The following is a 12,254-nucleotide window of genomic DNA, read 5'->3' as shown; positions in this document are numbered from 1 at the left end:
ATGTGTATAAGAGACAGCGGTGACCGTCGCTTTGAAGTTGATGGTAAACCTTATCTGTTCCTCGAGCGGACAGTCTCAGTCGGCGGGGTTCCGACACAACAGACGATTCTCGAGCAACAAAAAAAATAACTCTCCCCGCGCGGGAGAGTTTTATTTCGTTAGACCGGAATCCGGTCTAGGGGATGCGGTTGCTGCGACGAGCGATACCAGCGGATGATCCAGTGATCGATGCCGATGTGATACGCAAAGCGTCCTGCAGCAAGTAATGCGATTGATGCTGCTAAGAATACTGGATTCAACGCAATCGTCCCAGCGAGTAAGTAATTGAGATTCATGATACTACCGACGACCAGTGCAGGAACCGTCAACAGACTAAGAATCAACAGGATCCCGACGACGAGTTCCGCGAACGGAATCAAGGCGTTGATCAGCCCGACGTTCGGTAAGGCGAGTTGCTCGATCCACGTCGCATACCAGGAACTGACGAGTGCGTCTTCGCCAGCTGACTTCGCGAGCGCTCCTTCGAGAAACGGCTGTGCATCGAAGCCATTGATGTACTTACCGATTCCAGCGATGAACCACTGGATTCCGAGCCAGAGTCGGATGATCGTCAACAGACCGAGACCGATGATGTGTAATGCTTTCACTTTCAGACACTCCTCTACTACAACATAGTCCCCATCATACTGAAAAATCATCAGTGAGATGGGGACTATCATCATAACGTCATCGAACCGTCATCGACCTGTTACAAAAAAGGGTAAGGTAACGGTTTCATGACCGTTGATCGAGGCGATGACTGATTGTAGTTAATAAAGCAGCAACGAGCGCGACTAGTCCACCGACGAGTGCCGTGTTCATCATCGGACCGTTCGCATAGACGATGCCACCGAGTGCCGAACCAAAAGCAATCCCGACGTTACTCGCAACCGGCATCAATGAAGCGGCGAGTCCTTTTGCTTCTGGATTGAACTTTTCAGCGAGGTCAATCAAATAGATTTGTGTCGAAGTCGTCAGTAAAATCGACATCAACGACATCAAGGCGATGTTGAACAGACCAAGCGGAAGGGATGCTGTCGTGAAGTATAATGCAGCAAGGACGATTGCTTGCACGACGAAGACGAACCGTAAGCGTCCCATCGGATTTTTGCTGGCGATTTTACCGGCAAGGATGTTACTGAAGATCGAGACGACGCCGTAAGCGAGCAGGATCGGACTGATCCACGTCTTCGCAATCCCGAGTTCCGTTTGCAGGATCGGTACAAGGTACGTGTAGACGACGTAGGTTGCCCCGAATCCGAACGATGGAATAAAGAAAGCGATCAGGATCCGTGGGTTGGCGAGCAGTCCAAGCTGCTCCTTGATTGAACCGGAACCCGTCGATTGTTGGACCGGAACGATTTTCCACACGGCGAGGAACGCGATCAATCCCATGACTGTTGTCAGCCAGAACGTGGCTTCAAAGCCAGCATGTTGACCGATGAACGTACCAATCGGGACACCGAGAACGTTCGCAAGTGTAAAACCACCGAAAATGAACGAGACGGCGACACCGCGTTTTGCGACAGGCACACCGTCACTTGCGACGACCATCGCGAGTGAAATCAAGACGCCGGTCAGGATCGCTGTCAGAATGCGGGTTGCGAGCAACACTTCGTAACTTGGAGCAAAACTACTGGCAAGGTTCAGCAAGACCCAGGCGAGTAAGAGACGTAGGATCAGACGACGCCGTTCCAGGTGACCGGTCAGCGACATGACGATCGGTGTACCGATTGCAAAGGAGATGGCAAAGGCTGAAACGAGCGTACCTGCTGTTGCGATCGTGATATCAAGGGCTGAGGAGATTTCAGCGAGGATCCCGACGATGACGAATTCGCTTGTTCCGAGAACGAACGTCAGGAGCGACAACGTGGCGATCAAGAGCCAATCGCGTCGACTTAAACGAGTAGTAGGTGACATGGATGATTCCTCAATTCTAGCGCTTGCGCGCGAAACTATGAGTAACAGGATAGCATGAAACGATTTCGTCGGGTATCGCAAAGCGAGATTTCGGGAAAAGAACCATTATTCGAAATAGCGTGTGAATTTCCAGGCTTGCTGTTTTTTGCGTATACTACAGAAGAAGACTACTTATAAAGGAGTGGAAACGATGCAAGCAACAGTGACATGGAACAAACAGATGGGGTTTAGTGGACAGACGGAATCAGGGCATCATCTGGCGATGGACGCAGCACCCGAAAACGGTGGTGAAAACCAAGCGCCACGACCAACTGAACTGCTACTACATGCCGTTGCCGGCTGTACTGGAATTGATATCGTCTCGATTTTAGAGAAGATGCGCTTGACGATCACCCATTTCGAAATGGATATCGAAGGAGAACGGGCAGAGGACCATCCGCGGCGTTTTACGTCGATCTCGATTCATTACCGGCTTGAAGGTGATCTCCCGGAAGATAAGGTCCGTCGCGCCATCTCGTTATCAAAGGATAAATATTGTTCGGTCTCGCAATCCTTGAACGCTGAGATTTCCGTCTATTATTCGATCAATGGTGTGCGGAGCGAGGATCCTTTGTGAAGAAAGTTGTACTGATCGGTTGTCTGTTGCTTGCAGGGTGTGCACAGGAGACGACGGAACCAACGAAACCATCACAACCGGAAACGAAGCAACCGACAGAAGAAAAGAAACCGAAGCCTGAGCCGACGAAAGAAGAACGACAACAAGCAAAACTAAAGCAGCAACTTAAAGCGATGTCGACGTCAGAAAAGATCGATCAACTGCTCTACATCGGAGTCGCCGGCACAGAACTTTCAGCAGCTGACCGGAAATTGTTACAGACGCATGCGATTGGCGGGGTCTTACTGCTCGGCGGAAACATTACGTCGGAAGAGCAACTCTTGACGTTCACGCGTGCGATTCAAGAGACGAACCAAAAACCGTATGCGTTCGTCGGGATTGATGAAGAAGGCGGACGGGTCAGCCGGGTACCGGATCAACGATTACGGTTACCGACGAGTCAACGGATAGCGCAAGGAGCAGATGAAGTGAAAATGGAAGACGTCGGACGTACGCTCGGACATTTGTCACAATTTTATGGTTTCAACATGGACTTCGCGCCGGTCCTTGACGTCAACAGTAATCCGAACAATCCGATCATCGGCGACCGTGCGTTAAGTGCTAATCCGAATACTGTCGCGACGCTTGGTACGGCCCTGATGCACGGGATGCAGGAGACGGGAACGATTCCGGTCGTCAAACATTTTCCCGGTCACGGCAATACGAGTGTCGATTCCCATGTCGGGCTACCGAAAGTGACGGCATCAAAGGAAGAATTGAAGCGGACGGAACTGTTACCGTTTAAAGAAGCGATCCAAGAGGGCGCCGAGATGGTAATGGTCGCCCATATTCTCTATCCCGCGTACGACGATACGAATCCGTCCTCGCTCTCAAAGCCGATCTTGACTGACCTCTTGCGTCAGCAACTCGGATTCAACGGTGTCATCATCACGGATGATCTCGTCATGGGGGCGATCACGAAACAATATGGTCTCGCAGAAGCGGCACGTCAGTCGCTCGTCAATGGAGCTGATATGGCGATGTTTTCAGAGGCAGGTGCTTACGCAAAAGTTCATGCTGAAGTGATGCAAGCCGTCAAAGACAAAACGCTGACGCCGGAGATGCTCGATGCTAAAGTAATGCGCATCCTGAAGCTAAAGCAGACGTATGCCGACAGCCAAGAGCAACAGCGACCGACGAAATCGGAGCTGATTCAGCAAGTGGAAGCGCTCAACTAGGACTAGCGAAGCAAAGCGACTCATGCTAGACTAATGGGGCAAGCCAATTAAACACGAAAAGACACTAGGGGAGTCTCCCAGCAGACTGAGACGGAAGTATCCGGACCCTTTGAACCTGATCTAGTTCGTACTAGCGGAGGGAAGTGGCTCGAAACCTTAGATATCCTTAGCGCTTCAGCGCATTTTCGGACCACTCCCTTCAACATCGGGAGTGGTCCTTTTTCGTATGGAAAGGAAGAACATGATGCGTTTACATCTGATTTCGACGGGATCCATTCATCCGCTTGACGAAATAAAGACCTTTCAATCACTTCAACCCTATACGGATCAGCTGCATCTACGTGAACCGAACTTATCGGCGGCAGAATTACTTGATCTGATTGAAGCACTCCTTGGGCATGGTTATTCGCCTGAACAGTTAACGGTTCATGACCGGGTCGACGTCGCCCATGTCGCCGGCATCGGTGTGCAGCTGACGCGCCGTTCCTTGCGTGTCCGCGATGTGCGACGTCATTTTCCGAATCTCGTCATCGGGAAATCGGTCCATTCACTAGCAGAGGCACTGACAGCAGAAGCGGAAGGAGCCGACCGACTGCTGTACGGTCATATATATCCGACAGCGTCGAAGCCGGACGTGCCACCACGAGGGATCGACGCATTAAAGCAAGTCGTCACCTTCACGACGAAACCAGTCATTGCGATCGGTGGGATTACACCAGAATGCATGCCTGAAATCGCAGCGACCGGTGCAACCGGAATCGCTGTCTTATCGGGTATTCTCGGTCAATCGGATCCACTCGCCGCCATCAGGCGTTACCAGGGGGTTCGCGTATGACGGATCACATCATCATCGGCGGCGGAGTCATCGGGTTGACGCTTGCTTACGGTCTCGCCTGTCAGAATGAATCCGTCGTCGTCTTAGAACGTGGAACATGCGGACGAGGAACGAGCCGCGCAGCTGCCGGGATGCTTGCGACGGACATCGAGCTGAGAGCAGAATTGCATGCACTTGCCGCGCGAAGTCGTCGTCTGTATCCACTGCTTGCACGTCGACTCGAGCGAGAAACAGGCATCGATTGTGGATACCGGGAACAACCGTTTTTGTTAAAACGTAAAGGACGCGAGCATCTGTTTCCAGCTGTCGGTCAAATCGATCCACGACGACTGACGACTGCATTGATGTATGCCTTACACGCACGTGGCATATCGATTGAAGAACAGGTAGATGTCACACGCATCGAAGAGAACGATGACTTCATTAGGATCGAATCGAATGCGGGAATCTGGACCGGACGAACGGTGACGGTTGCTGCCGGACGCGGGTCGCAAGCCTTGCTCGATACAGCTGACATTTCGATCGCGACATATGGGGTCAAAGGGGAAGGTCTCGCCGTCCGTCTCGCGGGTCAGCCGTTACGCTCGATTCTGTTTGACGACGCCGGCTACCTCGTTCCGAAAGCAGACGGTCGGATTTTGATCGGTGCGACCGAACTGCCGCACGACGAGACGGTCGGTGTCAGTGTCGCTGGAATCACGTCATTGCTTCAAGCAGCAGAACGACTGTATCCACCGATTCGTGACGCGGTCATCGAAGAAGTCTGGTCCGGTGTACGACCGCAAACGGCGTCCGGCTTGCCATATATCGGAGTCGCCGATTCATCCCGTCGGATCTTCCTAGCGACGGGGCATCATCGGCATGGCATATTACTCGCACCGGCGACAGCGGAAGTCTTGGTAAATACATTACGGTTGATTCAGAAGGAGGAAGTCCGATGAACATTACGATTAACGGCAATGACCACACGATCGAACAGATTAAAACGATTGAGGACATGCTCACGCAACTCGGCTTAGGGGAAAAGCTCGTCATCGTCGAACAGAATCGACAAATCATTGATCGTACGGTGTACGGTCAGACGGTCGTTCGGGACAATGACACATTTGAAATCGTTCATTTCGTAGGAGGAGGATAAACATGCTGAAAATTGGAGAAAAGACATTTGAATCACGATTATTACTCGGAACAGGGAAATATACGGATGCTACGGTACAGCAAGAAGCAATCGATGCGTCCGCCTCACAAATCTTGACGTTCGCCGTCCGTCGGCTCGATATTTTTGATAAACAACAAGCGAATTTCCTCGAGTCGCTTGATTTAACGAAGTACGATCTACTACCGAACACGGCCGGTGCGAAGACAGCAGAAGAAGCAGTACGGTTGGCGAAGCTTGCACGGGCATCCGGTATGTGCGACATGGTTAAGGTCGAAGTGATCGGTTGTGACAAGACGTTATTACCTGACCCGATCGAGACGTTGCGGGCTTCTGAAGAATTACTTAAAGAAGGCTTCATCGTCTTACCGTATACGTCGGACGACGTCGTCCTTGCACGACGACTCGAAGAACTCGGTTGTCACGCCATCATGCCGGCGGCGTCACCAATCGGCTCCGGGCAAGGGATCCTCAATCCGCTCCATTTGCAATTCATCATCGATCAGACGACGGTGCCGGTCATCGTCGACGCCGGAATCGGTTCACCGACCGACGTCGCCTATGCGATGGAACTAGGAGCGGATGGTGTCTTATTGAACTCCGCTGTCGCCCATGCGAAAGATCCGGTCAAGATGGCGCACGCCATGCGACTAGCTGTCGAAGCAGGGCGCCTCGGGCACGAAGCGGGACGTATCGAGAAGAAACAGTATGCGGTCGCGAGTAGTCCAACGAGTGGATTGATTCGATGAACCGTTACTCACGGCAAACTCGATTTCAACCGATCGGGGAAGCGGGACAAGCACGCTTGGCATCAGCAAGGGTACTGATCATCGGCATGGGAGCGCTCGGAACGGCGTCGGCAGAGCAACTCGTCCGCGCCGGTGTCGGTGTCGTCCGCATCGTCGACCGCGATTATGTCGAGTGGAGTAATCTACAACGACAACAGCTGTATACCGAGGAGGATGCGCGTCACATCGTACCAAAAGCGATTGCCGCAAAAGCACGGCTTGAAGTGATTAATTCGACGGTGACGATCGAAGCGCATGTAGTAGACGTCGACCGGGCAGCGCTGACGTGGCTACTCGATGATATCGATCTGATCATCGACGCGACGGATAATTTCGATATTCGTTTGCTGATGAACGACATGGCGTTATTGCGCTCGATTCCATGGATTTACGGTGGTTGTGTCGGCAGTTACGGGATCACGTTTACCGTCCGTCCCGGGGAGACACCCTGTCTGCATTGTCTACTCGATCAATTACCGCGAGATCAAGAGACGTGTGATACGGCTGGAATCATTGGACCGGCTGTACAGATGGTCGCTTCTTTACAGGTGACGGAAGCATTGAAGTGGCTGAGCGGACAGACGGACGCCATGCGAACGCGCTTGCTAGCGTTTGATGTCTGGTCGAATACGTTTCAACAAATTAACGTCCAGTCACTGAAGAAAACGGAGTGCCCGTCGTGCGGCATCGATTCGTCCTACCCTTACTTATCGGATCAAACGGTTCGTTTCACGGCACTGTGCGGTCGGGATGCCGTTCAAATCCGCGGAGACGGACAGCGGGATCTGGAACAGTTGAAACAACGTCTCCAGCCGGTCGCTGCGATTTCCGCCCATAATCCATATTTGCTGGCGTTTACGACGGACGAACATCGGATGGTCGCTTTCCGAGATGGACGTGTTCTGATTCATGGCGAGGCGGATCTCGTCAAAGCGAAACGGCTCTATCATGCCTATTTCGGCTAACGTTCACAAAACAGTAAAACTAATTTTAAATATATATGTTTTAAATGTTTGAAAAACAGGTAAATAAGACTTCAGACATAAATCGGTCTACAAGTTTTGAACGTGAAGAGGAGTGATTCAGATGAAACAAGAATTCGATCCAATCAAGGATCAAGCACAGACGGAAGACGCCCAAGCAGTTGTTCAGCAAGCCAACTGGAATCCGGATCGGTACCGGACGAACTTGAACCCATTCTATCTGTCACCTTGTAGTGTCGAACGTAGAGAAGACGTGCATCAGGATGCATCGAAAATTCTCGAAGTCGAGACGTCGTCGCCCCTCCAACAACTTTTTGAACACAATCAAGCAACGCATAAATCAGAACAATCGGGCAAAAAATTTAAAACAGGCATCGTCGTCGGCGTCGGTGCGATCATCGGCGGATCGGTTTCTGTGATTCGTTCCGTTCAACGCTCTAGAAAAAAACGGACGAAATAACACATTCGTCGCGAGAGTAAAAAAAGCAGGAGGCATTCGTCTCCTGCTTTTTGTGTTCCAAACGGATGTTCGTCGCAGAACGAACGCTCGCATGCTACACTTAAGCTACTATATTCAAAAAGTGAGTGTGATGAAGATGAAATGGATACATACTGCCGATTGGCATCTCGGTAAAATCGTTCATGGCGAGTCGATGCTCGAGAACCAGCGAGCGGTCCTAGCCGATTTTTTGGCACTCGTCGACCGCGAACAACCGGATGCGATCGTCATTGCAGGTGACTTATACGACCGCGCCGTGCCGCCAACGGAAGCCGTCGAACTGCTTGACGAGACGCTCGCTTCCTTGATCCTTGACCGGGATATCCCGGTCGTTGCGATCAGTGGAAATCACGATTCGGCCGAACGGTTGAGTTTCGGAACAACGTTACTCCAACGGGCTGGTTTGCACCTCGTCGGAAAACTAACGCCGGTCATTACTCCGGTCACGATTAAAGGGGTGTCATTTTATCCGGTGCCATTTGCGGATCCTGCGACCGTTCGGTACGTACACAAGGACGAAACGATCAAGACACATGATGATGCGATGCGGACGATCCTTGCTGGATGTAGTCCGGACGGACCGAGTGTCCTCGTCGGTCATGCCTTTGTAATCGGCGGACTCGAGACGGATTCGGAACGGCAATTGTCCGTCGGAACAGCAGGACAGGTCAGTGCGAGCCAATTTGTACCGTTTACGTATACGGCACTCGGTCATCTGCACAATCCGCTTGCGATTCAATCCGAGACGGTTCGTTACAGTGGATCGCTCTTGAAATATTCATTCTCGGAAGCCCATCATGTCAAAGGGGTCGATGTGTTGACGTTGAACGATGCGGGTACGTTCGATCGTCGGTTCGAACCGCTTGCACCAAAACGTGATTTGCGGGAATTGACTGGAAGTCTCACTGAGCTGACAGACCCGGCATTCGTCGCGACACAAACAACAGACGATTACTTAAAGATCAATCTAACGGACGGCGAAGCCTTGATGGATCCGATGGGCAAGCTGAAGAAAATCTATCCGAACATCCTACACCTCGAGCGAATCGGATTCGTCCGCGAGAGTACGCGGGCAGTCAAGGCGTCGCGGGAACAGGTCAAGGATTCGTCCGTTGCGGACCTGTTCAGTGAGTTCTATGAAGCGGTCCGTGAGAAGAAACCGACGGAAGCGATGCAAGCCGTCCTGAAGGAGGAAGCGACATGCGCCCAGAACGACTGACATTACGTGCCTTTGGACCGTTTGCTGGTGAAGAGACGATTGATTTCACGGCACTTGCCGGACGGACGATGTTCGTCATCTCCGGGAATACCGGGGCAGGGAAAACGACGATCTTTGACGCATTGACGTTCGCCCTGTATGGCGAAACGTCTGGTGGTGAGCGGGAAATGAGCGAGCTACGAAGTCATTTTGCCGTGCCCGAGCAAAAGACGGAAGTTGAACTGGAGTTTACGCTGAAAGGAGAACGATACCGGATCATCCGCCAACCGAGTCAACCGCATCCGGTCAATAAAACCGGTTATTCGCATGAAGCGGAGCTCGCTCGGTTCGACGGGACGACGTGGAAACCGCTTGCGGTCAAGATTCCGGAAATCAAACAACGCGTTCAAGAGCTGATTCAGCTCGACCATAAACAGTTTTCGCAAATCTTGTTGTTGCCACAAAATAAGTTCCGCGAACTGTTGATGGCAGAGTCAAAAGACAAACTGCAGATTCTTAAGCAGCTGTTCAAGACGGAACATTACGGTGAGTTCCAGCAACGTTTGCACCGACAAGCGCTCGATCTTGCGGCACGTATCAAGGAAACGAAGACGAAACAATGGGCCAAGCTTGAGGAACTACCTGTGCAAGCGAACTGGAGTGAGTTGACGGAAGGCGACATCCGGTTACGGATGGAGGCGTTGACGACGGAACGGGACGAATGGTTAACGGCTGCTCGTCAAGCTGAAGTAGAGACTCGTGCGATCGTTGAGAAGAAAACGACGCAATTGCAGCAAGGCGAGCAACTCGAAGCGGTTTTCCAAGAGCAGGAGCGACTTCAACAGACGGAACAATTGCTACTGGATCGCTTACCGGAAATCAAACAGATGCAAGAAGAAGCAACGGTGGCTGAACGCGCTCAAATCGTCGCACCGATCTATGACCAGTGGCAGCAGGATCAAGAACAATTGACGCAACTCACACGTCGAAAACAGGAAACCGAACAACACATCGCTCGCTTGAAAGAGCAACAAGAGGTCGTTCAAGCAAAAGTCGATCGATTGCTAGCGGAAGAACCACAGATTGAACAACTCAGTCGTCGTCTCGAAAAGATTCAAGAAGAGCGCGAACGTTTGGAAGCAGAAACGGCTTTACGGCAACAACAGCAACAACTGGTAGAACGTTTGAAGCTTTTGGACCCAGAGCCATTACGGAAGCAACTCGAACAAGCACGGTCAGAACGTAAGACTATTCAAGAACAATTGCATCCATTGCAAAACGTCGGAGCAGAACGCTTACAGGTGCAAGAACGGCGCTTCATCCTGCAACAGCTAGCGACAAAGATAGCGGAACATGACAAATTGGAAGCAGAACGGCAACAGCTGATCGTCCGCGGCACGAGTGTCCGGGATCAAAAAGAGGCAGCGGCGCGCCAGTATGAAGAAGCGCGTAGATACGAACGGGAACAACTGGCTGCTGAACTTGCTAAAGGATTGACAGACGGAACGGCTTGCCCGGTTTGCGGCAGTACGTCGCATCCACATCATGCTGTCGCCGTCGCAAAGGAATTATCCGTCGATGTAGCACAGCAGCGGTTCCTTGAAGCCCAACAAGCGCATCAAGAATTACAAGCCTCGTACCGGACGGTTGCGGAGCGTCTGCAGCAACTGACGACCGAGATGCAAAAGACGAGTGAAAACGAGTCATCTCATGCGGATGTTTCAGCACAGCTTCGGGAAGTCGAACAGACGGAAGCCCGATTAACGGCAGCACAGACGGAAAAAGCGCGTCTTGAGACTCGTCTGCTACAACTCGAGCAATCCATGGACCAGCTGCAACTGAAGGTCGATGCAATGATCAAAGACCGGACCGTTATCGAATCGGAACTGGCGCATCTGACAGGACGTCTGAGTCAATCAGGAGAGTCCACGAAGTCTCTACCAGCACTCCGTGAGGAACAACAACAGGCAGAAACACGTATCGAGCAATTCAAACAAGACAAACAACTCCAATTACGCGAGAAGGAACAGCTCGATCGTGACTTCGCGGAACACCAAGGTCGATTCCGTCAATTGACTGAGGCATCTGCTGAACAAAACGATCGATTAACGAACCGCGAAAACGCATTACACGCAGTCCTGGCAGAAGAAGCGTTTCCGACGATCGAAGCCTTCCGTGAAGCGAGACGGTCTCGTGACGAACTCCGTCACCTCCAAGAACGTTTGGAACAAGATCGTCTAGCGCGGCAGGAATTGAAGCTGAAGCAGGAACAAGCCCGTTTGAAGACAGAAGGTCAAGTGCGTCCGGATCTCGAACAGTTGCGGATGGATGTGAAGACGTCGTCGCTCGAACTGACGGAGCGGACCGACCGACGTGTCGGGCTCGAGAAGGAACGCGCACACATCGATCAATTGATCGCGGCTTGGGAAAGCTTGCAACGCCAGATTGAGGACGAGGATGCGAGATACGGAGTCATCGGCGAACTCGCTCGCGTTGGTGTCGGGGAGAATGCGCAACGGATGACATTCGAGACGTACGTCCAGACGGCATACTTCGATGAAATACTGTTCGCCGCAAACCGGCATCTGCACGAGATGACATCTGGTCGTTTCCAGCTTGAACGGAAAACGGAGGCGGGAAAAGGACTCAAGAAATATGGGCTTGATTTAAATGTCTTTGACGCGTACACGTCGCAAACGCGTCACGTCAAGACGTTATCCGGTGGCGAAAGCTTCAAAGCATCCCTTGCGCTTGCGCTCGGATTGTCGGAAGTCGTGCAAGAAGCAAGCGGTGGGGTATCGCTTGAGACGATGTTCATCGATGAAGGATTCGGAACACTTGATCCGGAATCACTCGAACAAGCGATCGAGACGTTGCTCTCGATTCAAGCGAGCGGTCGCATGGTCGGAATCATCAGTCACGTCCAGGAATTGAAGTCACGAGTTGACGCAAAAATCGAGGTCAAACAAGGAAAAACGGGGTCGACGATTGCACTAGTCGTCG

The 12,254-nt window shown here is 51.9% G+C and carries 12 protein-coding genes and 1 riboswitch; of the genes, 10 read left to right on the top strand and 2 right to left on the bottom strand.

The genetic code is table 11. The features are described from left to right. Positions 1–158: 158 nt before the first annotated feature. Entirely contained in the window at positions 159–647 is a 489-nt protein-coding gene (locus F8N00_RS10735; RefSeq protein ID WP_055967289.1) for a DoxX family membrane protein, read from the bottom strand. Between the two features lie 127 nt (positions 648–774). Beyond that, positions 775–1,959, bottom strand: a complete 1,185-nt coding sequence (locus F8N00_RS10730) for an MFS transporter (protein WP_336449281.1) — start codon at positions 1,957–1,959, stop codon at positions 775–777. 190 nt (positions 1,960–2,149) lie between these two features. On the opposite strand from F8N00_RS10730, the gene F8N00_RS10725 reads away from it, so the two are divergent. The 10 genes from F8N00_RS10725 to F8N00_RS10680 form a co-directional block, all read left to right on the top strand. Further along, positions 2,150–2,575, top strand: a complete 426-nt coding sequence (locus F8N00_RS10725; protein WP_023467853.1) for an OsmC family protein — start codon at positions 2,150–2,152, stop codon at positions 2,573–2,575. After that, complete coding sequence (gene nagZ, locus F8N00_RS10720; RefSeq protein ID WP_336449282.1) at positions 2,572–3,792, top strand: beta-N-acetylhexosaminidase; 1,221 nt, start codon at positions 2,572–2,574, stop codon at positions 3,790–3,792. Before F8N00_RS10725 ends, nagZ begins: the two co-directional genes overlap by 4 nt. 56 nt (positions 3,793–3,848) lie before the next feature. Next, positions 3,849–3,951, top strand: a riboswitch (TPP riboswitch). A gap of 82 nt (positions 3,952–4,033) precedes the next feature. Then, positions 4,034–4,627 (top strand): thiamine phosphate synthase, encoded by a 594-nt coding sequence (locus tag F8N00_RS10715; protein ID WP_421018193.1) that lies wholly within the window; start codon positions 4,034–4,036, stop codon positions 4,625–4,627. Further along, entirely contained in the window at positions 4,624–5,568 is a 945-nt protein-coding gene (locus F8N00_RS10710) for an FAD-dependent oxidoreductase (RefSeq protein ID WP_058713597.1), read from the top strand. The genes F8N00_RS10715 and F8N00_RS10710 overlap by 4 nt, the downstream gene beginning before the upstream one ends. Then, positions 5,565–5,765, top strand: a complete 201-nt coding sequence (gene thiS / locus F8N00_RS10705) for a sulfur carrier protein ThiS (protein WP_058265252.1) — start codon at positions 5,565–5,567, stop codon at positions 5,763–5,765. Before F8N00_RS10710 ends, thiS begins: the two co-directional genes overlap by 4 nt. A 2-nt stretch (positions 5,766–5,767) precedes the next feature. Next, on the top strand, positions 5,768–6,532 hold the full coding sequence (locus F8N00_RS10700) for a thiazole synthase (protein WP_421018192.1): 765 nt from the start codon (positions 5,768–5,770) through the stop codon (positions 6,530–6,532). Beyond that, on the top strand, positions 6,529–7,536 hold the full coding sequence (locus F8N00_RS10695) for a ThiF family adenylyltransferase (protein ID WP_421018191.1): 1,008 nt from the start codon (positions 6,529–6,531) through the stop codon (positions 7,534–7,536). Before F8N00_RS10700 ends, F8N00_RS10695 begins: the two co-directional genes overlap by 4 nt. 121 nt (positions 7,537–7,657) lie before the next feature. Further along, positions 7,658–8,014: a hypothetical protein gene (locus tag F8N00_RS10690; protein WP_336449286.1), complete on the top strand. Its 357-nt coding sequence runs from the start codon at positions 7,658–7,660 to the stop codon at positions 8,012–8,014. 136 nt (positions 8,015–8,150) lie between these two features. Beyond that, complete coding sequence (locus F8N00_RS10685; RefSeq protein WP_336449287.1) at positions 8,151–9,272, top strand: exonuclease SbcCD subunit D; 1,122 nt, start codon at positions 8,151–8,153, stop codon at positions 9,270–9,272. Continuing rightward, positions 9,254–12,254 (top strand): AAA family ATPase (locus F8N00_RS10680; protein WP_421018190.1); only part of this gene is annotated, 3,001 nt, incomplete at its 3' end. The genes F8N00_RS10685 and F8N00_RS10680, both read left to right, overlap by 19 nt.

This window comes from Exiguobacterium sp. A1_3_1, assembly GCF_048985645.1.
GTDB classification, from domain to species: domain Bacteria; phylum Bacillota; class Bacilli; order Exiguobacteriales; family Exiguobacteriaceae; genus Exiguobacterium_A; species Exiguobacterium_A indicum.
The sequence above is the reverse complement of the archived record's forward strand: the minus strand, read 5'-3'. Positions and strand labels throughout refer to the sequence as shown.